The organism is Streptomyces flavochromogenes, assembly GCF_000717595.1.
Lineage (GTDB): Bacteria > Actinomycetota > Actinomycetes > Streptomycetales > Streptomycetaceae > Streptomyces > Streptomyces flavochromogenes.
This window is the reverse complement of record NZ_JNZO01000014.1, coordinates 48,267-74,518: the sequence shown is the minus strand read 5'-3', so window position 1 is coordinate 74,518 and position 26,252 is coordinate 48,267. Positions and strand designations below refer to the sequence as shown.

Genomic DNA, 26,252 nt, shown 5'->3' with positions numbered 1-26,252 from the left:
CAAGGGGGCGGTCGACGATGTCGCTGCGCCAGCCCAACAGGCCGCCCATCGCGACCCGGGCACTGCGCCGATGGACCCTGGTGTACCTCGTGATCGTGGCCGCGCTGACGGCCGCCTACCTGCAGTTCCCCGCACGGCACACGGTGTTGTGGGCGCTCATCGGCCTCAGCGGCGTCGCCGCCATGCTCGTCGGTGTCCACCTCCACAAGCCGTCCCGGCGCTGGCCCTGGCTGGTGCTGGCCGCCGCCAACCTCGCCTTCGTGGGCGGCGACACCGCGTACAACGCCCTGGAGGCCTTCTTCGGCCAGACCAGGCCGTTCCCCTCCGTCGCCGACGCCCTGTACCTGGCCACGTACCCGCTGTTCGCCATCGGCCTGTTCGGCTTCATCCGCTACCGGGCCGTCGGCCGCGACCTCGGCGTCGTCCTCGACGCGCTGATCCTCACCTCCGGCCTCGCCCTGCTCTCCTGGGTCAACCTCATCACCCCGCTGGCCAGGAGCGACGACATGAGCTGGATCGAGAAGGCCATCTCCATCGCCTATCCCCTGGGCGACGTGCTGATGCTCGCCATGCTCGCCAGGCTTCTCGTGCCGGGCGGTCTCAGATCGCGGTCCGTGCAGCTCCTCACCCTCGGCACCTGCGGCATCCTCGCCTCCGACGTCATCTACGGCACGCTCCAACTGCGCGGCACCTGGCAGGTCGGCACCCCCTGGGACCTCGGCTGGGTCGTCTTCTTCACCGCATGGGGCCTCGCCGCCCTCCACCCCTCGATGACCGGGCTCACCGAGCGCGCCCCCGAGCCGGCGCCCCACGTGGCCGAGCGACGGCTCGCCCTGCTCGCCGGCGCCTCGCTCGTCGCCCCCGCCCTGCTGCTGTTCCAGTCACTGCGGCAGGACCGGGACCAGGACATCGCCGTCATCGCGATCTTCTCGGCGCTGATGTTCCTGCTGGTCCTCGCCCGGCTCTGGGGCATGATGAACGACCACGGCAAGGCAGAGGCGCGCGAACGCAGCCTCCGGATGGCCGCCGCGTCACTCGTCGCCGCCCTGAGCCCCCGCGAGGTCGCCGGAGCCGTCGAGACGGCGTCCGCCACCCTCTTCGGCCCCGGCAACGGGCACCGGGTCCTCCTGCTCACCCGCGACCGCCGCGGCGGCCTGAGCGGCGTCGCCACCGCCGGCCACCCGTGGAGCTGCCGCACGGACGACCTGACCCGGCCCCCGACAGCACCGCTGCGCACGTCGAACCAGCCGAAGCCGGCGTCGCACGACGCGACGCCGCCCGCGAACAAGCCCGGCGGGAACGGGCACCCCACCGCCTCGGCGTCCGGTCCGGCCCGTCCTCCCGCCGATCCGCCCCGGCCCGCCACCGACGGGACCGACCGGTCTCCGGAGGCCGCATGGCCCGAGACCGTCTCCGACGGCACCCGCCTCCTTCCCGTGTCCCGGCTCGACCCCGCCGTCGCCGCCGAGCTCGCCCCCGAGACCTTCGCGCTGCTCTGTCCCCTGGAACTCCAGGCCCCGGCGGGCCCCGAACCGCTGCTCGGCGTCCTGCTCATCGCCGGCCCCGAGAAGAAGCTCGCCGAGATATCCGGCCCGGCCCAGTCCCTCGCCTCCCAGGCGGCCCTCGCCCTCGAACGCTTCGCCCTCAGCGAGGAGGTCAACCGCCGTACCAGCGAGGCCTACTTCCGTACCCTTGTGCACAACACCTCGGACGTCATCCTCATCGTCGACGACGACGACACCGTCCGGTACGCGAGCCCCTCCGCCGAGACCCTGTTCGGCCGCTCCCTGCTCCCCGGCACCCCCCTCACCGACCTCGTCGCACCCTCCGACACGGCCTCCGCCCTGCGCGTCCTGGCCGACGCGCGCACCCGCGCCGCCGTCGACGCCCGGGACGACTGGAAGCTCCTCCACGGCGGGCAGTCCGACCTGGAGGTGGAGGTCCGCTGCAGCAACCTCCGCGACGAGAACACCGTGCACGGCCTCGTCCTCACCCTCCGCGACGTGACCGAACAGCGGAAGCTCGAACGCGAGCTGACCCACCGGGCCTTCCACGACTCGCTCACCGGCCTCCCCAACCGCGTCCTGCTCCTCGAACGGGTCGAGCGGGCCCTGCTCAGGGGACGCCGCGAATCCACCCTGACCTGCATGCTCTTCGTCGACCTCGACGACTTCAAGGTCGTCAACGACACCATGGGCCACTCCGTCGGCGACGAACTCCTGGTCGCCGTCGCCCGCCGCCTCACCTCCGTCCTGCGGCTCACCGACACCGCCGCCCGGCTCGGCGGCGACGAGTTCGCCGTCCTCATCGAGGGCGCGCGCGAACCCCGCGACGCGGAGACCCTCGCCGCGGAGATCGTGCACACCCTGAGCCAGCCCTTCCACCTCACCGACGGCGCCGTGTCCGTGTCGACCAGCGTCGGCGTCGCGACCGTCCTCGACAGCGCCCACGCCGAGGAACTCCTCGGCCACGCCGACCTCGCCCTGTACGCGGCGAAGGCGGCCGGAAAGAAGCGCTGGCGGCTCTTCCACCCCGAGTTCCACTCCCGGCTCGTCGCCCGGCACGAACTCCAGGCGGGCATGGACACCGCCATCGCCGACAAGGCGTTCGCCCTGCGCTACCAGCCGATCGTCGAGGTACGGGACGGCGCCCCGGCCGGCCTCGAAGCGCTCATCCGCTGGCCGCACGCCCGCCGCGGCATGGTCCCTCCGGACCAGTTCATCGCCCTGGCGGAGGAGAGCGGCCACATCATGCCGCTCGGCGCCTGGGTCCTCGAACACGCCGCGCTCGACATCGCCCGCTGGCAGCGCGCCCGACCCCGGAAGACCCCGCTGTACGCCAGCGTCAACGTCTCCGCCCGCCAGTTCCGCGACCCGGGATTCCTCGAAGGAGTACGCCGCACCCTCCACTCCTCGGGGCTCGCGCCCGGCTCCCTCGTCCTCGAACTCACCGAGACCGTCCTGATGCGCAGGGACGCCCAGATCAGGACCACCATGGCCGCCCTGAAGGACCTGGGCGTCTCCATCGCCATCGACGACTTCGGCACCGGGTTCTCCTCGCTCAGCTACCTCCGCGAGTTCCCCATCGACGTCCTGAAGGTCGACAAGTCGTTCATCGACAACATCACGACCGACCCGCAGCAGGTGGCGCTCGTCGAAGGCATCGTCCGCATCGCCGACGTCCTCGGCCTCCAGGTCGTCGCCGAGGGCATCGAGCACGAGGAACAGCGGGCCCTCCTCGCCGACATGGGCTGCCGCTACGGGCAGGGCTATCTCTTCGCCCGCCCCATGACCGCCCACCAGGCCGAGTCCTATCTGCACCGCGCCCCGCCGTCCGGCGCGCGTCCGCCCGCCCGGCCCGCCGTCCGCCCCGCCGCACGGGCGGGACGCCCCCCGCGCGCCTCCCGCTGGCGCGACCTCGAACACCTCCACCGGACCAGCCGCATGTGCGACGCCGTCATCGACGAGATCGACGGCCGACGCATCCGGGTCGGCGACGACTGGCTCATCGACTTCGCCTCCTGCAACTACCTGGGTCTCGACCTCGACCCGACGGTCATCGAGGCGATCGAGCCCGAGGTCAGGCGCTGGGGCACCCACCCCAGCTGGTCCCGGCTCATCGGCAGCCCCCGCCTCTACCCGCAGATCGAGGAGCGGCTCACCGAACTCCTCGGCGCCTCCGACACCCTGCTGCTGCCCACCATCACCCTCATCCACCAGTCGGTGATCCCGCTCCTCGCCGGCACCGGACAGGTCTTCGTCGAGGCACAGGCCCACCGCACCGTGTACGACGGCTGTGTCGCCGCCCGCGGCCAGGGCGCCGAGATCCACCGCTTCCACGCCGACCGGCCCGACGAGCTGGAGGCGCTGCTGCGCGGCGCGCCCGCCGACGCCGGCCGCCTCATCTGCATGGACGGCGTCAACAGCATGACCGGCAACTTCCCCGACCTCCCCACCCTGGCCCGGGTCTCCCGGGAGAACGGCGCCCTGCTGTACATCGACGACGCCCACGGCTTCGGCGTCATCGGAGAGCGGCGGCCCGGCGAGACCAGCCCCTACGGCTCGCGCGGCAACAGCATCGTCCGCCACCTCGGCGAGACCTACGACGACCTCGTCCTGGTCGGCGGCTTCTCCAAGGCCTTCTCCTCGCTGCTCGCCTTCCTCGCCGTCCCGAAGTGGCTCAAGGACCATCTCAAGGTGGCGGCGGCCCCGTACCTCTACTCCGGCCCCTCGCCGACGGCCTCCCTCGCGACCGCCCTGGCCGGACTCGACGTCAACGACGCACGCGGGGACGAGATCCGGGCCGGCCTCCACCGCAAGACCGCCCGTGTCCTCGACCACGTCCGCGCCCTGGGCATCGCCACCCCCAACACCGACGGACTGCCGATCATCGAGATCCCGCTCGGCGACGCCGACGACCTCGACCAGGTCGCCGCCTTCCTCTGGGAACACGGCATCTACGTGACACTCGCCTCGTACCCGCTCGTCCCGCGCGACCGGGTCGGCTTCCGCGTCCAGGTCACCGCCGCCAACACCGACGAGGAGATCGAGGAACTCTGCACGACGCTCACCCGCCTCGCCGCACGCTTCCCCCTGCAATCCGCCGACGCCGCACGCCCCTCCGCCGTCACGGCCGGCCGGACACCGGAGCCGCCCTGATGGGCACGACCCGGGTGCGCCGCAACCGGGACGCCGACTGGGACGCCTGGCCCGTCACCGACTACCTCGCCGAGAACTACCGCCGGCTCCACCCCTGCGACATCGGCGTCATCCACCACCACGCCGCCGTGTACCGGCGCTGCGCCCCCGGCGGTCTGGCCCGCACCCTCGAACTCGGTGCGGGACCCAACCTCTACCCCCTGATGCTCGCGGGCGCGGCCAGCCGCCGGATCGACGCCCTCGAACCCAGCGCCGCCAACCTCCGCTACCTGCGCCGCCAGCTCGACCGGGGCCCGGACGACAGCTGGGGGCCCTTCTACGCCCTGTGCCGCTCCCTCGACCCCGGCCTCCCCGAGAGCAGCGCGGAGGCGCTGCGCCCGGTACGGGTCGTGCCCGGCACCGTCGACGACCTGGTGCCCGGCACGTACGACCTCGCGTCGATGAACTTCGTCGCGGAGAGCGTCACCGAGGACTTCGGCGAGTTCACCCTGTTCTGCGACGCCTTCGTCCGCGCGGTCCGCCCCGGCGGCCGCCTCCTCGCCGCCTTCATGGAACGCATGCCGAGCTATCGCATCGGCGCGGGACCCGTCTGGCCCGCCTGCCCGGTCGACGAACCCGCCCTACGGGCCGTCTTCGCGCCCCGTACCACCGGTCTGCGGATCTCCCGGGTCGCCAAGGACCTCACCCTGCCCGAGTACGGGGACACCGGCATCCTGCTCCTCACCGCGGAGCGACCGCTCACCGAGGAACCGCCGGCCGGCCCCGTGGCGGCCCCGACCACCACCACCACCGCCCCGGCGGATCACGGGTGACGACCGCCGCCGCCCCACCGCGTCGAACGTGACGGCGGACCGGCTCCGCGGTCACGCCAGCAGCTCCCGGTAGAGGGCCGCGTACCGGGCCGCGAACCGCTCGGGGCCGAAGTGGTCCTCGACGAGCGCCCGGCCCCGGTCGGCGAGCACGTCCCAGGAGCGCGGCTGGTCGAGCAGCCAGGCCAGCTGCTGCCCGGTGCGGCGCGCGTCGCCCGCCGGGGCCCGGAGCACCGCGTTGCCGAGGTCGGCGAACTGGGGGAGGTCGCTGAGGATCGCCGGCCGCCCCGAGGCGAGCGCCTGGAGGACGGTCAGCGGGATGTCGGCCATGCCGACGCGCGCCGTCGGCGGGAACAGCAGCACATGGACGGTGGCGAGCAGCGCGTGCATGTCCTCGACGTAGCCGCGCACCTCGAAGTCCGTGAGCCCCGCCGCACCGGCCCGTTCCCGCAGCGCCTCGTCGAGCATGACGTTGTCCTGGCCCGACCGTCGGCGCATCGCGAGCACGAGACGGAACCTCGCCCCCGCACGGACTGCCTCCACCGCCGCGTCGATCACGGTCTCCACCCCGCCCCGTGGATCGTGGTGCCCCGCGAACAGCACCACGGGGAACCCCTCCGGACGGGGCAGATACGGCCACTCGTCGAGGTCGATCATCGGCGGGATCACCCGGATGTCCCCGAAGTCCGAGGCCCGCAGCCGCCGCGCCATCGACTCCGACAGGGCGACCGTCGTCCCCAGCGGACGGACGTGTTTCAGAAAGGACGCGTCCATCACCCAGGGCACGGTGTGGACCACCGGGCGCCCCCCGAGCAACAGCGGCCGCAGCCACGAGAAGGCCGGGAAGACACGGCCGACGTTGAGGAAGGCGTGCACCAGGTCGACCCGGCGGGCCCACACGGTCGCTGCGCCCGCGGCCTGCACCCGCTCGGGCAGGTGCGGCAACCCGTCACGGGAGAGGACGCGGACGGGCCGGCCGCGCTCCGGCGGGGTCGTTCGGCGGGACGGCCACTGGGAGTACCAGACGAAGTCCACGTCGGGCAGGGCTTCGAGCACGTCGGCGGCGAGCCGCACCTCACCGCCGTCCGCCCCGTCCAGCGGGCTGCTGGTCAGGAGCAGGACACGCGGGCGCCGCCGCTCATCGTGACGCATCGCCGGCTCCCGTCACCGCGGCCCCGTGGACGCGCTCCGCCGCGAGCGGCCGAGGCACGGGCTGCGTCGTCGGCCACCCCTTGTCCGGGAGCAGGTACGCCTCGGGCACGCGCGGGATGCGCCCGTCGGGGAACAGATCGGCGACCTGGCTGCCGTACCCCCGGATCAGTTCGGCCTTCCGGTCGAGGCCCCGCTCCCACAGGCGGGCCACCAGCCGGTGCCGTCCGGTGAAGCGGGCGTCGGGGCCGGCATGCTGGTTGTACGGGAACTCGCTGTAGTACACGACCCGCCGGCCGCTCTCCTCGGCGGCGGCGCGGACGAGGAGATGGTCGGCGTGCCCGCCCACGCCCAGTGGAGCGAGGAGCAGACCGCCGGAGCGGCGGGGCAGCAGCTCGTCGACGGTCGCCCCGACCAGTCGCAGGGACTCGGCGTCGTGCGGCGACATCGGGCGCCGGGACAGGGGAGGTCTGTCCGTCGGATACGTCCCGGCCGGCTCGGGCGGCGGCGCGGCCGGCCGCTCCGTGCCGTGCCGGGGTCGCGGCAGCCGCCGGAACAGCCCGTCGACCAGGCCGACATGGCGGCAGCGCGCGTCGAGCCGCTCCAGGACCCGGCGGTCCTCGGCGCGTCGCTCGGCGAAGAGCTCCTCCGCGTCCTCGGCGCCGATCCGCCGCAGATACCGGCGTGCCGACAGCGTGTACGGCGGTGGCGCGGCCTCCGTGAACAGCGAGGCGACCGTCACGGGCGCCCGCCGCCCCGCCCATCCCAGCAGCCCGCCGCAGGACAGGACGGCGTCGTCCAGGTGCGGTGAGAGCACCAGGATGGGGACGCCCGATCCGACGACGGTCCGGACGAAACCGGTCAGCGGGTCGTCAGCCATGACGAGCCCCTCTTCCTCGGCTGTGGTGCGGAGCCGGGAGTGTCCAGAAGCCGGTGGGCGAGGGCCAGGTAACCGCCCGTCATCTGATCCCATGTGCAGTGCCGGGCGGCGATCCCCGAGCGCCGTCCGAGCCGGCGGCGGAGTTCCGGGTCGGTGGCGAGCTCGTTCATCCGCGCCGCGAAGGCCGTCACGTCGAACGGCGGCACGGCCACATCGCCCCCTCCGCGCATCCAGCGCAGCGCGGGCAGGTCGAAGTGGAGGACCGGCCTGCCGTACGACATGCCTTCGAGGGCGACCAGGCCGAACGTCTCGTGGCGCGAGGGCATTACCAGAAAGGCGCTGTCGAGGAGGAGTCGACGCCTGCGTTCCTCGTCGGCGTGCCCCACCCAGACGATCCGCGGCTCCGGCCGCCCCCGGTTGTGGGCGGTGACGAGCGCGGCGAGCCCGCGCTCCTCGGCCGGGGTGCCGGTGCCCACGAGCAGCAGCTTCAGCGGCGGCGCGGCCCGCTCGTACGCCTCGAAGAGCAGGTCGAGGCCCTGGCCCCAGGCGTCGATCCGCCCCAGGAACAGCATGAACCGCCCGGTCCCGAGCCGGGTCTCGTCGAGGAGGTGGTGCTCGACTCCGTTCGCGATCACCTGCACGTCGGCGCGGGGGCTGAGCCGCCGGACCGCCGATCCGTCGGCCGCGTTCGTCACCACGATGTGCCGGTAGCAGCGCAGCCCGAGCCGTTCGACCAGGAAGAACGGCACGTGGTAGCGCCGCCACAGGGCCTCGGGCCTGCGGCCCTGGTCGATGCCGACGACGGGGGCGCGCGTCGCCAGGGGCAGGAGACTCGTCGAGAACGGCGGGGAGAAACTCTCCAGCCACAGGTCGTGCCTGATCCGGCGTGCCACGAACGGCAGCAGGGCCAGGAACAGCAGCCGGCCGACGCGGCCGCCGGTCCGGCGGACCGGCAGCCGGACGTACCGGATGCCGTTCCGCTCCCCACTGCCGCCGCTCCGGCCGGCCGTCACCACGGTCACCCGGAAGTCCTCGGCGAGCCGGCGGGCCACCTTGCCGACGGCCATGGCGCCGCCGTCCCGACAGGCCGGGTTCTCCGCGTCGTCGTAGATGGACACCACCACGTGCGGCCGCGTCCCGGGAGCGGCCTCGGACCGGGGGCGTTCCCGCACCGTGTCGAGGATCCGGTCCAGGGCCTGTGCCGCCACCGAGGACGGGGCCCGCTCACCGTCGAGCCGGGTGATCCGCGGCAGCCGCCGCGACCAGCTCCGGTAGCGGGCCCACCAGACTGTCGGGGGACCGGCGATCTCCTCCCAGCCCCGGCCCGGCAGGATGCCGGGCCCGGTCTCCACGAGCAGCGTCAGGCCGTAACGGTCGGCGATCCGGCGAAAGACGGACCCCGCCGCCGAACCGGCCGGGAGATCGAACCTCACCAGACCGTCGAGCGGCCCCGCGTCCGTGAGGACGACGGACTCGCCGCCTCGCGCGCGCGTGCGGGCCCGCAGCCCGGCGACCGCGATCCGGACCGCGAACTCGACCGCTTCGAGGAACGCGTGGGCGCGGCGCAGCCGGGATCCCCGGCGCTTGGGATCCGCGACGCGCCGCGTCCACCCGTCCCCACCCGGTTCCCCCGCATCCCTCACCCGAGGCGGAACCGGGCGCTTTCGGCACAGGAGGCAGCCGTGCCGGCGCAGGGTGACGACCGTGAGTCCACGCGCGCGGAGCAGCACCCCGAGGCGTCCGGCCAGCGAGGACCTGCCTGTGCCGTCCGGTCCGGACACGGCCACGAGCAGGGTGCCCCGGACGGCCGGCGGTCGGGCGGCCAGGGGGTCCCGTGGGTCGGCGGGGAGGGGGCTCCGCGGGAGCGTCATGGCCGCCGCCCCCACGGTCCTCCGGCGGCGCGTTCAACGTGGGTGCCCCGTCGAAGCCGTGGAGCGGCGGCGGGAGCGTGTCGCCCTCCCGGTGCCGGACGTGGATCCGGCACCGGGCACCGGGCGCGGCGCACCGCGCGCTCGGTGGTCTCGGGGTCCGGGGCGGCCGCGTCCCCGGAGAGGTCGGACGGCCCGCGGTAGGCCACGACGGGGATCCCGTCGCGGCGCTCCCGGGCACGCGAGCCTGGGTATGGCGACGGGACGTGGGGAGCGTCGGCCCCGGCCGCGATCGCGCGGGCCGAGGGACCGGAGAGGCTGTTCCGGGCCACGACGAAGACCGTCGCGGGCGGAGGGAGCGGCCGGCGGGGGAGAGGCCGGTGGTGGAGCGGTGTGTGCCCGCGCGCGGCCGTCATCACGCCTCGCCTCCTCGGCGGAGGGCGCGGGGCTCGGGGCGCACGGGCGTGCGGCGGACGAGTGCGGGCTGCGGGCGGCGGTCACGGGCACGGCCCGGTCGGTGCGGTGCGCAAGCGCCGGCCGGTGCGGGTTCGCGGGCCCCCGCTGGTGCTGGTTCGGACGAGCCGTCCGGTCCGTCGGAGCCGCGGCTCCGACGCGCGCTGCGCGTGCGGGTGTGGGCCGTGCGGACGCGTCGCCGCCGGGCCGATCCCCGCGGCCTGCACGCCCGGCTCCGGGGCGGCGGGGCGGCGGCGATCCGGTCGGCCGCCCGGCGTGCAGGGTGGGCGGTCGGACGGTGCGCGGGGCGGCAGGGCGTGCGGCGCCGGGCGTCGGCGAGCGGCCAGTCGGTCAGCCGCCGCAGAGGATGCGGTGCGGATGCCACCGGCGCTCGGTCGAACTGCTTGGAGGTCACGACGTGCCTCTTCCGGCAACCGACCCTGCTCAGGGTCTGTTCTGAATATTGCTCTTTCCAGCGTAAGCACCCTTTCGGGCGATTCGTCAACCGGAGGGAGAGCGGACGGCGCGCGGGCGCCGCCGGTGCGCCAGCCGCGACAGGGCGTTGTGCGGTCGCTCGTCGAGGAGCGTGCCGAGGATCCGCGTGCCGTCGCGGATCGTGCGGAGGTGCACCTGCTCGTGGAGGCGCGGCCGTTCGAGACTGGGCACCTCGGCGACGCGCAGGCCGTAGTGCAAGGCGTGCGTGACCAGTTCGGCCCCCAGCTCGACGCCGTCCTCGCGCAGGTCGAGGAGGTCGACGAAAGAGCGCCGGAACGCACAGAACCCGTACCAGAGATCGGTCAGGTGCTGGCCGTACATCCGGTGCGCGACCCGCAGCAGCGCGCGATGTCCGAGCCGCCGCGAGAGCGGGTAGTCGGCGAAATCCCCACCCGCGATGAAGCGTGATCCCTTGACGAAGTCGTAACCGCTGTCCAGGTAATGCAGGTAGTGCGGGATCTCGTGCGGCGACATGCTGCCGTCGGCGTTCATCAGCACGACCAGATCACCGGTCGCGGCGAGCAGACCCGCGTGCGGAATGTCGCCGCGCGAGGAGTCCCAGGACCCGAGCCCGCGCACGGTGAGCCCTCGGTGCGCCCGCCGCTCGCCGGGCGCGCCGCCGACCAGGACCACGTCCCGCACGCTCGACGGCACTTGATCGAGGAGCAGATCGAGCGCCGTCCGCGGATCGCCCTCGCCGGGGCGGACCGTGAGGACGAGACTCACCGTACGCGTGCCGGAATCGGGTGCGCGGTCGGTCGAACGGCGCAGGGGATGCGAATCGCTACTCATAGGTACGGCCTTCCGCGCGGAAAACCCGCGTACTTCAGGATCCTTCCCCGGAGACGATGCCGTCAAGAAATGGAGGAAGGGTATGCGGGTCTCCAGGAAAGTATTCCTCTCCTCTCTGCACAGGAATTCGATCAGGCATACAATCCCGTCATGGCATGCCGAATTGAGGATTACGCCCTCGTCGGTGACCTGGAGACCGCGGCGCTCGTGGGGGCCGACGGGTCCGTCGACTGGTGGTGCGCGCCGCGCTTCGACTCGCCCGCGTGCCTGGCGGCCCTGCTCGGCGATCCGGGGCACGGGCGCTGGCTCATCGCCCCCGTCGGCAGGACCCGCTGCACGCGCAGGAGTTATCGAGGCGACACCCTCGTCCTCGACACCGTCTGGGAATCCCTCACCGGAACCGTCCGCGTCACCGACTTCATGCCCCCGCGCTCCCCGAGCGAGGACGCCCCGCGCATCGTCCGCGTGGTCGAGGGAATCGCCGGACGGGTCGACGTACGAAGCGAGTTGAGGGTCCGCTTCAACCACGGCAGCATCGTGCCCTGGATCCGCTCGGTGGACCGCCGCACCGTCGCCTGGGTCGCAGGACCCGACGCCGCGTACCTCTCGTGCGAGCCCGGTGTCGAGCCCGTCGTCACCCCGGACCGCACCACCGTCGACTTCACCGTCACCGCCGGCCGCCGCGTCTCCTTCGTCCTCGGCTGGCGCCCCTCGCACAACCCCGCGCCCGCCGCCGCCCCGCCCTCCGAGATCGACGCCACCCTCACCCGCACGCTCGACCTCTGGAACGACTGGGCCGCCGCACTCCGGTACGAGGGACCGGCGCGCGAGGCGGTCATCCGCTCCCTGCTCACCCTCAAGGCCCTCACCTACGCCCCTACCGGCGGTATCGTCGCCGCGGCCACCGCCTCCCTGCCCGAGTCCCTCGGCGGGCAGCGTAATTGGGACTACCGCTTCTGCTGGCTGCGCGACTCCACGTTCACCCTCTCCTGCCTGCTGCGCGGCGGCTGTCGCAGGGAGGCGCTCGCCTGGAAGGACTGGCTCGTCCGCGCCGTCGCCGGCGACCCCGCCGACCTCCAGCCCCTGTACGGGGTCGAAGGGCAGCGGCAGTTGCCCGAGACGCACGCCGACTGGCTTCCGGGCTACGAGAATTCGCGCCCCGTCAGATTCGGCAACGCGGCCGTCGACCAGTTCCAGCTCGACATCTACGGCGAGGTGCTCAACACCGTCTACTCGGCCGTCCGGGCCGGCGTCGCCCTCGACGCCCCGGACTGGGCGCTGGTCGCCTCGCTCCTGGAGTACCTCGGCAAACGCTGGCAGGAGCCGGACGAGGGCATCTGGGAAGTCCGGGGCCCGCGCCGTCACTTCGTCCACTCCAAGGTCATGGCCTGGGTCGGCGCCGACCGCGCCGTCCGCCTCGCCCGGGTCGCCGGGCTCCGCGGCTCGCTCGGGCACTGGCAGGCCCTGCGCAACGAACTGCGCGCGGAGATCTGTGCGCGGGGCTGGAGCGAGGAGCAGCAGTCCTTCACCCAGTACTACGGAGGCCATCAGGTCGACGCCACGGCCCTGTTGATCCCCCGGCTCGGCTTCCTCCCCGCCGACGACCCCCGTGTACTCGGCACCGTCCGGGCGATGGCGCGCCTCGACGACCATGGATTCCTCCGCCGCTACGGCGACGTACGGGACGGCGGAACGCACGAACTCGACGACCTCGGCGGCACCGAAGGATCCTTCGTCGCCTGCACGTTCTGGTACGCCGACGCGCTCGCCATGACCGGCCGCCCCGACGAGGCCCGCGCCGTCTTCGAGCGGGTCCTCGACGTCCGCAACGACGTCGGCCTGCTCGCCGAGGAATGGGACCCGGTGGCGGGCCGTCAGCTGGGCAACATGCCGCAGGCGCTCAGTCATGTGGCCCTGGTGAACACGGCGTTCACGCTCTACGGGACCCGGCGCCACGGCCGTACGGGCTCCCGCCATCTCGCTGTGGCATGATCGCGCCGGCTCCGGGTGTCCACCGGGAGTCGAGGGGGGCGATATGTCGTGGTTCCCGATCGTGTCGAGCGTGCTCGCGGTGCTGTTCCCCGTCGGCGGTGCGGCGGCGATCCGGACCGGCTGGATCCTGCCGTTCCAACGGCGCCGCGTCCACCGGCCCGAGCTCTTCGGCTGGGCGCAGCCGGTGATGGCGGTGGCCTTCGGCGGGCGGGCGGCTCCTCGGTGAGGGGGAGGCCCCTTACGTCCTCGGGGCCGTGGCCCTGCTCGCCCTGCTCGGTGGACTCGTCCTCGCGACCGTCGCCCAACGCCCGAGCCCGGACCGCTGATCCGCCGCCACGGGCCCGAGACCGGCACCTCGGGGCGGTCGCCATGCGCCAGGCCGGGACCGCCGACCGGGTACACGGGCCCGGGCCCGGACCGCCGGGCGGCCGCCATGGGCCCGGGCCGGGACCGTGGGGCCGACGGGCCCCGGGCCGTCCACCGTGTCCCACTCCGCACCCGCCCCACCGGCCCGCCCCCGACGCGTTTCGTTCGGGTGCGTCCAGCGGGCGGGGCCGCCGCGCGTGGGTTCGAATCGGGGCATGGCTTCCTACGACAGGCCCCGCGCGGGCGGCTCCCCGAGGCCGCTGGAGACCGATGGCACCTGGTGGTACGCCGCCGTGGCAGGCGAGGCCGCCGGATCGTTCAGCACCCGAGTCCGCACCCGGACCCGGCGTGGCTGCCTCGGCGCCGTACTCCTGCTGACCGTCGTCTACGCGGGCCTCGTGCTCACCGCGACCGGCCGTCGCTGGGGCGACGCTGCCATGACCGGCCGGCGCGCCGACGCCGCCGCCACCACCGTGCTCCGCGAGCACCCCTCGCTCGCCGGGCTCACCACCCTCTCCCTGGTCCTCGGCTGCGTCCTGCTGCTCGCCGCCGGCCTGATACGCAGGCGGTACGCCCTCACCGGCCTCGCCGCCGGCGCGGTCGTCACCGCCCTCGCCCTCACCGGACTCCTCCAGCGGTACGCACCGCGCCCCCGGCACCCCGACGCCGGCGGGCTCATGTCCAGCGGCTTCCCCAGCGCCCAGACCACGCTCGCCCTCGGCATCGCCTTCGGTCTGGCCCTCGTCGTCCCCTACCGGCTGCGCAGCGCCGTCGTCGGCGCCGCCACGCTCTGGGCCGTCGGCGTCGGCGCGTACACCATCGCCGCGGGCCAGCACCGGCCCGGGGACGTCATCGCCGCCGCCCTGGTGGTCCTCGCCGTGTTCTGCGGCCTCCTCGCCGTCGTCGCCCGCAAGGGCAAGGTGCGCCCCGGCGCCCGGCGGGGGCCCACCGTCCCCGGTCTCCCGGTGACCGTGCCGCTCACCCTGCTGGCCGTCGGCGGCCTCGGTGTGGGCCTCTGGCTCCTCGGGGACACCCTCGCCCTGCCGAGCACCGCCCCGTACGACCCGGCCGAGCTCCGGCTCGCCCACCGGTGCGGCCAGGCCCTCGCCGCCGGCGTCGTCGCCGCGGCCGGCCTCCTCCTGCTCGGTCTGCTCCGCCGCGTCGACGTCGAGGGCGCCCCCAACCCGTACCGGCTCGGCGGGCCCTTCGTCGAGGCCGCCGGAGTGCCCCGGGACGGCGAGCTCGTGGGGCCCTTTACCGAGGACCTCGATCACGAGATATCTTGATGTCGAGCAATCTCGCATACGCAGACGTGGAGCGGAGCACCCGGTGACTGACTCGACCATCATCTACACCCACACTGACGAGGCGCCTGCCCTGGCGACGTACTCGTTCCTGCCCGTGATCCAGGCGTATGCCTCGCAGGCCGGCGTCACGGTCGAGACGCGGGACATCTCCCTCGCGGGCCGCATCATCGCCGTCTTCCCCGAGTTCCTGGAGGAGGGCCAGCGCATCGCCGACGCCCTCGCCGAGCTCGGCGACCTGGCCAAGACGCCGGGCGCCAACATCATCAAGCTGCCGAACGTCTCGGCGTCCATCCCGCAGCTCAAGGCCGCGATCGCCGAGCTCCAGGCGCAGGGCTACGCCCTCCCGGACTACCCGGACGACCCGCGGACGGAGCAGGACAAGGACGTCCGCGCCCGTTACGACAAGATCAAGGGCTCGGCCGTCAACCCGGTCCTGCGCGAGGGCAACTCCGACCGCCGCGCGCCCGGCTCGGTCAAGAACTACGCCAAGAACCACCCCCACCGCATGGGCGCCTGGACCCCCGAGTCCAAGACCAACGTCGCCACCATGGGTGAGAACGACTTCGCCTCCACGGAGAAGTCCGTCGTCGTCACCAAGGACGACACCCTCCGCTTCGAGTTCACCGCCGCCGACGGCACCACCGGCGAGCTCCGCGAGCCGCTGAAGGTCATCGCCGGTGAGGTCGTCGACGCCGCCGTCATGCGCGCCGCCGCCCTGCGCACCTTCCTCGGCGAGCAGGTCGCCCGCGCCAAGGACGAGAACGTGCTCTTCTCCGTGCACCTCAAGGCCACGATGATGAAGGTCTCCGACCCGATCGTCTTCGGTCACGTCGTCCGCGCATTCTTCCCCGCGACCTTCGCCACGTACGGCGAGGTGCTCGCCGGTGCCGGCCTCTCCCCGAACGACGGCCTCGGCGGCGTCCTGAAGGGCCTGGAGTCGCTCCCGCAGGGCGAGGAGATCAAGGCCTCCTTCGAGGCCGAGCTCGCCGCGGGCCCCGCCCTGGCGATGGTCGACTCCGACAAGGGCATCACCAACCTGCACGTGCCGTCCGACGTCATCGTCGACGCCTCGATGCCGGCGATGATCCGCACCTCCGGCCACATGTGGGGCCCGGACGGCCAGGAGGCCGACACCCTCGCGGTCCTCCCGGACCACAGCTACTCCGGCGTCTACCAGGCCGTCATCGAGGACTGCCGCGCCCACGGCGCCTTCGACCCGTCGACCATGGGCTCCGTCCCGAACGTCGGCCTCATGGCGCAGAAGGCCGAGGAGTACGGCTCCCACGACAAGACCTTCGAGATGGCGCAGGCCGGCACCGTCCGCCTCGTCGACTCCGAGGGCAACGTCGTCCTGGAGCAGGAGGTCGCCGAGGGCGACATCTTCCGCGCCTGCCAGACCAAGGACCTGCCCATCCAGGACTGGGTCAAGCTCGCCGTCACCCGCGCCCGCGCCACCGGCGCCCCGGCCGTCTTCTGGCTGGACGAGAACCGCGCGCACGACGCCCAGCTGATCGCCAAGGTCAAGCAGTACCTGCCCGAGCACGACACCGAGGGCCTGGACATCAAGATCCTGTCCCCGGTCGAGGCGACGAAGTTCTCCCTGGAGCGCATCCGCCGCGGCGAGGACACCATCTCCGTCACCGGCAACGTCCTCCGTGACTACCTGACCGACCTCTTCCCCATCCTGGAGCTGGGCACCAGCGCCAAGATGCTGTCGGTCGTCCCGCTGATGGCGGGCGGCGGCCTCTTCGAGACCGGCGCAGGCGGCTCCGCCCCGAAGCACGTCCAGCAGCTCGTCAAGGAGAACTACCTCCGCTGGGACAGCCTCGGCGAGTTCTTCGCCCTGGCCGCCAGCTTCGAGCACCTCGCGACCTCCACGGGCAACTCCCGCGCCCAGGTCCTCGCCGACACCCTCGACCGCGCCACCGGCACCTTCCTCAACGAGGACAAGTCGCCGACCCGTCGCCTCGGTGGTATCGACAACCGCGGCAGCCACTTCTACCTGGCCCTGTACTGGGCCCAGGAGCTGGCCGCCCAGACCGAGGACGCGGAGCTGGCCAAGGCCTTCGCGCCGCTGGCCGAGACCCTCTCCGCCAACGAGCAGAAGATCGTCGACGAGCTCGTCGCCGTCCAGGGCTCCCCGGCCGAGATCGGTGGCTACTACCAGCCCGACCCGGCCAAGGCCGCGGCCGTGATGCGCCCGTCCGCCACCTTCAACGAGGCCGTCGCCTCCCTCGCCTGATGCGGCACGGGAGGCCCTCCGCCTCCCACGCCCCGTCGGGCACACGCGTGGCGCCGCCCCGGACGGAACTCTTCCGACCGGGGCGGTCCCGTCGGTGGCGCATCCGCCATCCGGGTGTGAACCTGGATGGATGAGCTGGGCATCTTGGACGACCGCCGGTGTATACACCGGGCGAGGTGGGGTGCTGACCGTCGAGGCCGGAGTCGTCACGGGCGATCTGACCGTGCACACGACCTGGGCCGACAACGAGGCACGCGTGGCCGTGCAGTACAGCGGCGCGTCCGACTGGTTCACCATGTCGGGCAGTCCCGTTCCGTGCGCGTCGGAGGAGGAGAGCCGCGATCTGCACGACGCCGTCGTGGCAGCCGTCCGGGAGGGGAGCGGGGCCACGGTCCCGACCCTGCCCGTACCACCGCGGTGATGGACGTCGGCGTCGATCACCGATAAGTGTTATCCCTCCCTCGCCCACGGGTCTCCGAACCACGGGGGACTCGCACCAGGGATGAGGGAGCAGATCCATGCACAGCGACGAGCGCCGCACCACCGCGCTGGTGGAAGCCGCCAGGGCCGGTGACGCGCACGCCAGGGACGCGCTGGTCCGCGCCTACCTGCCCCTCGTCCACAACATCGTCGGCCGGGCCCTCGACGGCCACGCCGACACCGACGACATCGTCCAGGAGACGATGGTCCGCGCCCTCGACGGCCTGACGGGTCTCCGCGACCCGGCCCGTTTCCGGTCCTGGCTCGTCGCCATCGCCATGAACGGGATCCGCCGCCGCTGGCGCGAACGCCAGCAGGCAGCCGTGCCCGGCCTCGACCGGGCCGCCGACCTGGCCGACCCGGCCGCCGGCGACTTCACCGAGGTCACCATCCTCCGGCTCGGCCTGTCCGGCCAGCGCCGCGACGTGGCACGCGCGACCCGCTGGCTCGACGAGGACGACCGTGAGCTGCTCGCGCTGTGGTGGCTGGAGGCCGCGGGCGAGCTGACCCGCGCCGAGCTCGCCGAGGGCCTCGGCGGGATATCCCCGCAGCACGCCGCCGTCCGCGTCCAGCGGATGAAGGAACGCCTGGAGACCGGCCGCGCCGTCGTCCGCGCCCTCGACGCGATGCCGGGCTGCCCCGACCTCGCGGAGACCGTCACGGCCTGGGACGGCCGGCCCTCCCCGCTCTGGCGCAAACGCATCGCCCGCCACGTGCGCACCTGTGCCGCCTGCACGGCGCGGGTCACCGGCCGCAGCGGCCTCGCTCCCGTCGAAGGCCTGCTCGTCGGCCTCGGACTCGTACCGCCGCTGGTGATCGGGCTCACGGACGGTCCCGCCGCCGAATCCGTCGCCTTCGACACGCTGGCGTCCGGCACCACCGTCCCGGACGCCGCTTTCCCGGACGTCACTCTCCCGGGCCCGGCGGCCCCCGACGCGGCCGTGTCGCACACGCCCGCTTCCGAGGGGATCGCCCCCGACCCGGCCGTGTCCGACAGCGTCTCCCGGTGGACACCCCTGCGCCGGGCCGGAGCCGCCGGAGCCGCGGCGGTCGCCGTCCTGGGTGCGGTCGCCCTCCTCGTCCCCCAGGACCCGCACGTGCGCATGGCGCCGGGCAGCCCGGTCGCCGCGCCCCCGGCGCCCCCCGCCCCGACCACGCCCCCGGCGACGCCGACCCCCACCCGCACCGCCGCACCCACGCCGACGGCCACGCCTCCGACCCCCCGCCGCACCCCGCGCCCCACGCCGGCACCCACGCGTGAGGAACGGGTGACCGGTCTCGTCAACCGGCTGCGGGCGGAGGCGGGTTGCGCCCCGCTGCGCATCGACCCCCGGCTCACCGAGGCGGCCCGCGGCTACGCCCGTGACATGGCCGCGCGCGGCTACTTCGGCCACGCCAGCCCCGAGGGCGAGTTCGCGGACAGCCGGATCACCGCCGCGGGTTACGCCTGGGGTGCCTGGGCGGAGAACCTGGACCGGGGTACGGCCGACCCGGCGTCCGTCGTCGACGACTGGACGGACGGGTCGATGCACGAGGAGAACATGCTCGACTGCCGGTACCGGGACACCGGAGTGGCGTCGGCGCCCGGTCCCGGCGGCACGATCTGGGTGCAGAAGCTCGCCGCTCCCGCCTCGTGACCCACCCGGCCGGCGCTTCAGCGCCTGGCACCGAAGTTCTGCACCCACCAAGGACCGTTGGCCGTCAGCGTCACCCCGACGCCGATGTCCTTGAACGAGCAGTTGAGGATGTTCGCCCGGTGGCCGGGACTGTCCATCCAGTCCTCCATCGCCCTCGCCGGCGTCTTCGGCCCGCGGTGGATGTTCTCCCCCCAGGTCGACCACGTGTACCCGGCGCCGGTCATCCGGTCGCCCGCGTCGCGGCCCTCCGGATCGTCGTGCTCGTAGTAGTCGCGGGCGGACATGTCGTCGGCGTGGCCCTGGGCGGCGGTCCGCAGATGGCTCTCGGACCGCAGCGGGCCGCAACCGGCCTTCTCCCGCTCGGCGTTGGCGAGCGCGATGACGTCCTGCACGAACCGCGGCGCCTTTCCCGCCGGTGCCTGTGCCACCGGGGCCGCACCCTGCGCCCGCTGCAGCCCTTGGGGCTGCGCCGGCCGCGGCTGCGCCGGGGCCTGTTCGCGGCGGGGCTCGCGCTGTCGCTCCGACTCCGCCTTCGGCGGTGTCTCCGGCCGGGGCGCCGCAGGTGCGGAGCCGGCCGGGGCCGTCCCCGCCGTACGGGGGGAGGGCGTGGCAGCGGTCGAGGGCGGCGACGGGACGGCAGAGCTCGGCCCGGTCACCCGTACGGCCCGCACCTCCCGTACGCCTCCCGCGCCCCGTACGGTCTCCGGGGCGGTGTCCGAGGCCCCGGCGGTGGTGGTGGAAGGCAGCGCCACGACCGGCTCGGCGGCCGAGGGGACGGCGGTCGTGCCACCGGACCCGAGGGAGGCGACGTACATCCCGGTGGCCACCGTCAGGACGGCGGCCGCGGACCCGGCGACGGTGACGGCGGTCCGGAAGGACGGCCGCCGCGCGGGGCGCCGCCTCGCTCCGCCGCCCTTGCGGTACCGTCCGCTCACGCGCGCCCCCGGGGCGTATGCCGACGCGCGGGCGTCCTCCGTCGCGGGATCGTCCGCCGTGGCGGGATCCGCCGCGAAGTCCCGTACGCCATCGAGCGGGTGCGGGGCGGGTTCGGGATGGCCGGGGGGACCGGGACGGTCGTGGTGCCGCATGGAGCTCCGCTCTCTCGCCGTGGTCGCCGAACGGTCCGGCGCTGGGGAGAGCCACCGGGGCGACGGCGGTAACACTTTCCGGCCCCGTCCGCCCCGACACTCCTCGTCAACCTGACGCGTCAACTCCGTGCGTCAACCTGAGTCGCACCCTTTCAGCCCTGCGGGACGACCGCCACCGGACAGGGCGCGAGATGCAGGGCCGCGTGAGCCACGGACCCGATGCGCGGTCCGACGGCCCCCCGCTTGGCCCGCCGGCCGACCACCAGGAGCTGGGCGGCCCCCGAGGCGGAGAGCAGCACCTGGCCGGCGCTGCCCAGCTCGACGTGCTCGGTGACCGGCACGTCCGGGTAGCGCTCGCGCCAGGGCGCGAGGGCCTCGCGCAGCGCCTTCTCCTCGTACGGGACCAGCCCGCCGGCCTCGTCGGCGAGCCGCATGGAGGCAGGGCTGTACGCGTAGAGCGCCGGCAGGCTCCACGCCCGCACGGCCCGCACGGACGCCCCCCGCGCGGCGGCGGTCGCGAAGGCGAAGCCCAGCGCGGCGGCGCTGTCCTCCGGGCTGCCGAGCTGACCGACGAGCACGTGCCCGGTGGGCGGTTCGGCCGGATCGCCGTCGCGGGACCGGACGGCCACCACGGGGCGGGTGGCGTCGGCGATGATCTGCTGGCCGTAGGAGCCGAGCAGGAACCCGGCGACGGCCCCGTGCCCGCGCGAGCCGATGACCAGCATCTCCGCCCGCTCCTCGGTGCCGATGAGCGCGGCGACCGGCGTGTCGCTCAGCACCTCGGCGGTGAGGGCGAGCGTCGGATAGTGCCGGGCGATCGTGTCCTCCGCCTCGCGCAGGACGGCGTCCGCGACGCGTTCCTGGCTCGCACGGTCCTGGATCAGGGGGAGGTCGATCGGTTCCCAGCGCCACGTGTGCGCGAGCCGTAGCGGGAGGTCCCGGTGGAGCGCCTCGCGGGCGGCCCAGTCCGCCGCGGCGAGGCTCTCCGGGGATCCGTCCACTCCTGCGACGATCTCACGACTCATCAGGCTGCCTCCGTGGGGTTCCGTGTCGGGCCCCGCCGGACGGCCGGACCCCGTACCTCCCAGCTTGGGCCCTTCGGACGCCCGGCGGGAGGGCCGGACGTCCCGACATGCCGGTCCGTCCGTCCCTTCGTCCCCCCTCGGCCGGGGGGACGCCCTCCGTCAGGCCGGCAGGGTCAGCCGCGCGTGGGTGCCGTTGAGGTAGTGGTCGCCGATGTCGCGGAGCCGGTGGGCCGCCTGGGTGGGGGCGGTGAGTGCGCGGGCGTTGCGCCAGAAGCGGTCGAAGCCGGGCCCCCCGGCGTGTGCGTCGGCGCCCGCCGTACCGTCGACGAGTTCGAGGATGCGGGTGGTGATGTGCACGGCCGCCCGGCCGGTGACGGTCTCGGCGGCCGCCACCAGGACGGCGATGTCGGCGCGTTCCTCCACGCCCAGGGACCAGGCGGCGAGCAGACCCTGGGTCAGCGCGTCCGTCGCCCGCTCCACCACGGCGGCGGCGGCGTGCGCGGCCGTCGCCAGCTCCCCGTACGCCAGCAGGAGGTACGGGTCGTCCCCGGCGCCGGTCGGTGCGGAGCCGCCGCCGGAACGATCCGCCGGTGCCGGTCCGGCATGACCGGCGCGGCTGATGTCCCTGGCCTCGGCGAGCGCCCCCTCGGCGATGCCGAGCCCGACGTGGACGAGGAGCAGCCGCAGCGCGAGCGGGGCGAGGGTGGAGAAGGGGGCGACGGCGTGCTCGTCGTGGGGGAGTGCGCCCAGGACGTCCTCGGGTGCCACGGGGACCCGGTCGAAGGTGACGGTGCCCGCGCCGGCGAGCCTCTGGCCGACCCGCTCCGTCCCGTTGTCGGTGAACACCCCGGGTTCGGCCGGGTCCACCAGGACGACGAAGAGGTCGCCGCTGCCGCCGGGGCGGGCCCCGACGACGAGCCGGTCGGCGACCGTCACGGCGGACGCGAAGCTGCGGGTCCCGTCGAGGATCCAGCCGCCACCGGAGTCTGCCGGGGTGAGCGTGAGGCCGGTACCGGTCTCCGGGCGGGGCGTCTCGACGCCCCCGGCGAGCAGCCAGCGTCCCTCGGTGGTGCGCACGTCGAGGGGGTGGCCGTTCGCGAGGGGGGTGCCCGGGTCCCGCGCGGGGCCGCCGAAGAAGCGGCTGCTCCAGGACAGGGCGTAGTGGTGGGCGAGGAGCTCGCCGACCGAACTGTCGGCGGCGGAGATCTCCCGGACGACCGCACACGCCGCCTGCCAGTCCGCGCCCCGCCGGTTCGGTCCCGGGGCCGTCAGGAGGGCGGGGAGCCCGGCCTCCTGAAGCCGGGCGACCTCGTCGAACGGCGCCTTGCCCGCACGGTCCCTGGCGAGGGCGTCGACGGCGAGGTCGTCGGCGAGTTCGCGGGTGACGCGGGGCCAGATCGCATCGTCGGCGGGCCGGTCGACCGGGCTTTCGCCGGGCCGTTCGGCGGATCGCGCGACGGGGCCCGCGGCCGGTGCGGAGGTGGTGCGTATCGCTGGTCTCTTCGGCGATTTCCTCGGCGTACTCACGTCACCTCACACGTCTTCTCGTATCCCCACTGGAATAGTAGGGATAGTGGCAGAGGGCAGGCCGTCGCCCCAAGAGGCGTCCGTAAGCTGGACAAGGTCGTCTCGAAAAGTGAGAAGCAGTCACATCGGTGCAGGTCATGCGCGGTTGGGCCCAAGGGCTCAGGGGTTGGTCCATGCCTCCGGATCGTCCGCGAGCGCGACGATCGTGTCGGGCAGCTGGGCCGCCGCGACCTCCGCGAGCGACACCCCGAGCACCTCGCGGACACCCGCCCGGAGCGCGATCCAGAGCGTGAGCAGCGACTCGGCGGGACCGGTGTACGACAGGTCCGGCGGCCGCTCCCCGCGGACCGAGACCAAGGGGCCCTCCACGCAGCGGATGACCTCCGCCACCGAGATCGACTCCGCGGGCCTGGCCAGCCAGTAACCGCCGTTGCCGCCGCGCTGGCTCTGCACGAGACCGCCCTTGCGCATATCCCCGAGGATGCTTTCGAGGAACTTGTGCGAGATGCCCTGGCCCTCGGCGATGGCCTCGGCCTTCAGCGGACCCGCGTCCTGGGCGGCGGCGAGCTGGAGGGCGGCACGCACCGCGTAGTCGGCCCTGGCTGAAATGCGCATGCGCGCATTATTCCGCACGCCTGCGGAGGTGGCCCGTACCGCACCCTTGACGTCGTCCTGGGCCGGTCGGACACTCGGGACGGGGAAACCGAGCGAACAGGTAGGGAATCATGGGACGCAGCGGTCGACGCGACACGCCACTCGCCGCACCCCTCCCGCGGTCCCTGCCCCTCACCTCCCGCCGCCACATCGACCTGCTGCGGGTCTGCAGCGCGGCGAGTCGCGGGCACCGCCCGGTGGTTCGCCCCACCCGCTGAGGGCCCGACCGCCGAAGGGGCGTCACCCCCGCGGGCGCAGTGCCGCGCCCCTCCCCTCCTCTTCCCGTACCTCTGCTGCCTCCGGGCCCTCGTGGAGCCGGTGCCGTCATCGCGCTGCCGCGACCGGCGCCGCGCCGCGCGCCGCCCGGACCCAGCACCGAGCACCCTCAAGGGAGAAGCATGTCCGTCGTCCCGTCCTCGCTGCTGCCCGCCTCCGCCGTGCCCGCCTTCCGGGGCCGGATCGGCCGCGACGTCCACAGCGGCCACTACGCCGTACCGCACCGCTACCGCCTCCACGTCGCCCCGTACGACCCCGGCTGTCTGAGCATCGCCCTGACCCACAGCCTGCTCGGACTCGACGACACGCTCCCGCTCTCCGTACTGCCCGAGAGCCCCGACACGCCCGACGGCGGGTACACCGCCCTCCGCCCGCTGTACGAGGCGAGCGCGCACCTCTACGACGGGCCGGCCGCGGCGCCCGTCCTCAGCGACGGGTGGACCGGACGGATCGTCAGCACACACGTCCCCGACATCCTGCGGGACCTCGCCCTCCGCTTCCGCGGCGAAGGCCCCGAGCTGCTGCCGGAGGAACACCGCGGCGAGACAGAGGCGATCGCCGACCTGTGCGAGCGGAGCATCAACCGGGCCGCCCAGCGCGCCGGTGAGCTCGGACTCGACGGCGAGGCCGCCCACCACGACCCCCTCACGGTCCTCTTCGCGGCCCTCGGCTCTCTGGAACGCCGCCTCGCCCGCCACCCGTACGTGCTCGGCGACGCCCCGACCGCGGCCGACGTGCAGGTCTGGGTCACCCTGGTCCAGCTCGACACCGTCCACCGCTGGCACCTGGACGCCGCCGCGATGGACCGGGTCGCCGGATACCCGGCCCTCTGGGCCTACGCCCGACGCCTCGCCGCACGCCCCGAGTTCGCCCACCGGCTCGACATCGACGGCATCCTGCGCCGCCACCGCACCCACTGCCGGGGCCGCGAGGCCGCGGGCGCGGGCATCCGACTGGTCGACTGGTCCGGCCCGACCGACTGACGCCGGGCACGCGGACGGAGGGCCGGCGAAGGAAAGCAGGGGTGGCTCGGGCGAACGGACCCGGGCCGCCCGCACCCCGTGCTCCCCAGCCTCGTCTCAGCCGATGCGATGGCCCGCCAGCGGGCCCGTGTCGTCGCCCGCACCCGAACGGACGCCCCGCAGAAACGCCTCCAGCGCCTCCAGGGAGGTTCTCGACGGAGCCCAGCCCAGATCCTTCCGGGCCCGCTCCGTCGCGAGCAGCGGCATGTGCCGCAGCGCGTCGAAGAGATCGGGGGACGCGGAGGCGAGTCTCAGACGCCAGGCCGCCGACAGCGCGCCCCGCACCGCGCCCGCCGGCACCCGTACGGGCTTGGCGTCGAGGAGTTCGCCCAGGACGGCTCCGTCGATCACCGGTTCCGCGGCCAGGTTGAACGCACCACGGACGTCCCTCAGCAGCGCCCGCCGGTAGGCGTCCGCGGCGTCCTCGGTGTGCAGGACCTGGAAGCGGAGCCCGTCGAACTCCGGGAGCAGCGGCAGCAGATCGGGCCGCATCAGCTGCCCGGGGAAGAAGCGCCCCGCGAAGATCCGTCGCTGCCCGCTCGCCGACTCCTCCTTGAAGAGGAACGACGGACGCATCCGCACCACCCGGATCAGCGGATGGTCCCGCTCGAAGGTGTCCAGGACCCGCTCCAGATAGGCCTTCTCCCGCGTGTACGCCGCACCCGGCCAGCCGTGCGTCGGCCACGCCTCGGACACCGGGGCACCGCCGGCCGGGCCCGGTGAGTACGCCCCCACCGAGGAGGCGTGCACCAGGACAGGCACCCGCGCCGCCGCGACCGCCTCGAAGACGCGCACCGCGCCCAGGACATTGGTCCGCCACGTCTCCACCGGATCGTGGGTCGGCCCGAACCGCCAGGCCAGGTGCACCACCGCGTCCGCGTCGGCGACGTGCCGCGCGAGCAGCGGCTCGTCGCCCTCCCGGGACAGGTCCACCTCCGCCCACTCCACCCCGGGCAGTTCGAGTCCCGGCCGGCGCCGGGCGAGCCCCAGGACCGAGCCGACGCGCGGCTCGCGCGCCAGGAGCCGTACCAGACTGGTGCCCACGTTGCCGGTGGCGCCGGTGACGACCACCCGTGAAATCTCGCTCGGGTTCATGGTTCCGACCCTCCGCCATGGGCGTCGGAACCGCACTCCGGGGCGCCCTGAAACACCCGGTCGTCACACAGCGTGTCCGTGTCGGTCGCGAGTGTGGCCGACGACCGGGAGTATGGAGCGACTCAGGAGAAGGAGGACACGATGCTGCTGCCCGACAGGAACACGGTCGACCGGCTGCTCCGGCACTACCGCGCCCAGGAGCGGACCGTGCTGGCCAGGCCGTGCGACCTGTCGGCACGCCGGCGCTTCGAGGACACGGCCTACACGCTGTGCGTGCTGATGGGGGAGCGTACCGCCCGCGAGGCCGTCCAGGCGGCCGAGCACTATGTGGCCGGAACCCGACCGGCCTCGCGCCCGACCCTGGAGGGCCTGCCGGGAGCCTGATCAGGATCGTCCGATCAGGATGTGAGAAGCGTCCGCGTCCGGCCGCCGCTAGC

General features: G+C 73.9%; 19 protein-coding genes. 10 read left to right on the top strand and 9 right to left on the bottom strand.

The annotated features are described in order from the left end of the window. Positions 1-17: 17 nt before the first annotated feature. Together IF00_RS0118350 and IF00_RS0118345 are read left to right on the top strand one after the other, a co-directional pair. Positions 18-4,658 carry an aminotransferase class I/II-fold pyridoxal phosphate-dependent enzyme gene (locus tag IF00_RS0118350; protein WP_245234561.1) on the top strand — a complete coding sequence of 1,547 codons (4,641 nt, stop codon included), beginning with the start codon at positions 18-20 and terminating at the stop codon, positions 4,656-4,658. Further along, positions 4,658-5,470 carry a class I SAM-dependent methyltransferase gene (locus IF00_RS0118345; RefSeq protein WP_063740664.1) on the top strand — a complete coding sequence of 271 codons (813 nt, stop codon included), beginning with the start codon at positions 4,658-4,660 and terminating at the stop codon, positions 5,468-5,470. The genes IF00_RS0118350 and IF00_RS0118345 overlap by 1 nt, the downstream gene beginning before the upstream one ends. Positions 5,471-5,521: 51 nt before the next feature. On the opposite strand, the gene IF00_RS0118340 is transcribed toward IF00_RS0118345, so the two are convergent. The 4 genes from IF00_RS0118340 to IF00_RS0118325 all read right to left on the bottom strand — a co-directional run bounded on the left by IF00_RS0118340 (position 5,522) and on the right by IF00_RS0118325 (position 11,104). Further along, positions 5,522-6,619, bottom strand: a complete 1,098-nt coding sequence (locus tag IF00_RS0118340) for a glycosyltransferase family 4 protein (RefSeq protein WP_030319354.1) — start codon at positions 6,617-6,619, stop codon at positions 5,522-5,524. Continuing rightward, the gene (locus IF00_RS0118335) at positions 6,606-7,496 is read right to left on the bottom strand and encodes a PIG-L deacetylase family protein (RefSeq protein WP_051820393.1); all 891 of its coding nucleotides are present in this window, start codon (positions 7,494-7,496) and stop codon (positions 6,606-6,608) included. Before IF00_RS0118335 ends, IF00_RS0118340 begins: the two co-directional genes overlap by 14 nt. Further along, the gene (locus IF00_RS0118330) at positions 7,478-9,367 is read right to left on the bottom strand and encodes a glycosyltransferase family 4 protein (RefSeq protein WP_030319350.1); all 1,890 of its coding nucleotides are present in this window, start codon (positions 9,365-9,367) and stop codon (positions 7,478-7,480) included. Before IF00_RS0118330 ends, IF00_RS0118335 begins: the two co-directional genes overlap by 19 nt. 951 nt (positions 9,368-10,318) lie before the next feature. Next, complete coding sequence (locus IF00_RS0118325) at positions 10,319-11,104, bottom strand: glycosyltransferase family 2 protein (RefSeq protein ID WP_037638524.1); 786 nt, start codon at positions 11,102-11,104, stop codon at positions 10,319-10,321. 150 nt (positions 11,105-11,254) lie between these two features. On the opposite strand from IF00_RS0118325, the gene IF00_RS0118320 reads away from it, so the two are divergent. The 6 genes from IF00_RS0118320 (at position 11,255) to IF00_RS0118295 (ending at position 19,128) form a co-directional block, all read left to right on the top strand. Next, positions 11,255-13,096: a glycoside hydrolase family 15 protein gene (locus IF00_RS0118320; protein WP_030319349.1), complete on the top strand. Its 1,842-nt coding sequence runs from the start codon at positions 11,255-11,257 to the stop codon at positions 13,094-13,096. A 43-nt stretch (positions 13,097-13,139) separates the two neighbouring features. Beyond that, on the top strand, positions 13,140-13,322 hold the full coding sequence (locus IF00_RS41355; RefSeq protein WP_037638522.1) for a hypothetical protein: 183 nt from the start codon (positions 13,140-13,142) through the stop codon (positions 13,320-13,322). A gap of 355 nt (positions 13,323-13,677) precedes the next feature. Next, a complete protein-coding gene (locus IF00_RS47660; protein ID WP_030319347.1) occupies positions 13,678-14,748 on the top strand; it encodes a phosphatase PAP2 family protein in 1,071 nt (356 codons plus the stop codon). 43 nt (positions 14,749-14,791) lie between these two features. After that, complete coding sequence (locus IF00_RS0118305) at positions 14,792-17,011, top strand: NADP-dependent isocitrate dehydrogenase (RefSeq protein WP_030319345.1); 2,220 nt, start codon at positions 14,792-14,794, stop codon at positions 17,009-17,011. Between the two features lie 130 nt (positions 17,012-17,141). Then, a complete protein-coding gene (locus IF00_RS0118300; RefSeq protein WP_030319344.1) occupies positions 17,142-17,432 on the top strand; it encodes a hypothetical protein in 291 nt (96 codons plus the stop codon). Between the two features lie 97 nt (positions 17,433-17,529). Further along, the gene (locus IF00_RS0118295; RefSeq protein WP_030319342.1) at positions 17,530-19,128 is read left to right on the top strand and encodes a sigma-70 family RNA polymerase sigma factor; all 1,599 of its coding nucleotides are present in this window, start codon (positions 17,530-17,532) and stop codon (positions 19,126-19,128) included. A gap of 17 nt (positions 19,129-19,145) precedes the next feature. Here IF00_RS0118295 and IF00_RS47020 read toward each other — a convergent pair whose 3' ends face one another. The 4 genes from IF00_RS47020 to IF00_RS0118275 form a co-directional block, all read right to left on the bottom strand. Then, on the bottom strand, positions 19,146-20,216 hold the full coding sequence (locus tag IF00_RS47020) for a CAP domain-containing protein (protein WP_030319341.1): 1,071 nt from the start codon (positions 20,214-20,216) through the stop codon (positions 19,146-19,148). A gap of 152 nt (positions 20,217-20,368) precedes the next feature. Further along, the gene (locus tag IF00_RS0118285) at positions 20,369-21,241 is read right to left on the bottom strand and encodes a universal stress protein (protein WP_030319339.1); all 873 of its coding nucleotides are present in this window, start codon (positions 21,239-21,241) and stop codon (positions 20,369-20,371) included. A gap of 159 nt (positions 21,242-21,400) precedes the next feature. Next, positions 21,401-22,768, bottom strand: coding sequence for an acyl-CoA dehydrogenase family protein (locus tag IF00_RS0118280; RefSeq protein WP_030319338.1), 1,368 nt, complete (start codon positions 22,766-22,768; stop codon positions 21,401-21,403). A gap of 159 nt (positions 22,769-22,927) precedes the next feature. Beyond that, positions 22,928-23,383 (bottom strand): RrF2 family transcriptional regulator, encoded by a 456-nt coding sequence (locus IF00_RS0118275; protein WP_030319337.1) that lies wholly within the window; start codon positions 23,381-23,383, stop codon positions 22,928-22,930. A 437-nt stretch (positions 23,384-23,820) separates the two neighbouring features. Between IF00_RS0118275 and IF00_RS0118270 the strand changes: the two genes are divergently transcribed. After that, complete coding sequence (locus tag IF00_RS0118270) at positions 23,821-24,681, top strand: glutathione S-transferase C-terminal domain-containing protein (protein WP_030319336.1); 861 nt, start codon at positions 23,821-23,823, stop codon at positions 24,679-24,681. A 96-nt stretch (positions 24,682-24,777) separates the two neighbouring features. Here IF00_RS0118270 and IF00_RS0118265 read toward each other — a convergent pair whose 3' ends face one another. Next, positions 24,778-25,815 (bottom strand): NAD-dependent epimerase/dehydratase family protein, encoded by a 1,038-nt coding sequence (locus IF00_RS0118265; protein WP_030319334.1) that lies wholly within the window; start codon positions 25,813-25,815, stop codon positions 24,778-24,780. Positions 25,816-25,956: 141 nt separating this feature from the next. Between IF00_RS0118265 and IF00_RS0118260 the strand changes: the two genes are divergently transcribed. Then, on the top strand, positions 25,957-26,199 hold the full coding sequence (locus IF00_RS0118260; protein WP_030319332.1) for a DUF5133 domain-containing protein: 243 nt from the start codon (positions 25,957-25,959) through the stop codon (positions 26,197-26,199). Positions 26,200-26,252: the final 53 nt, after the last annotated feature.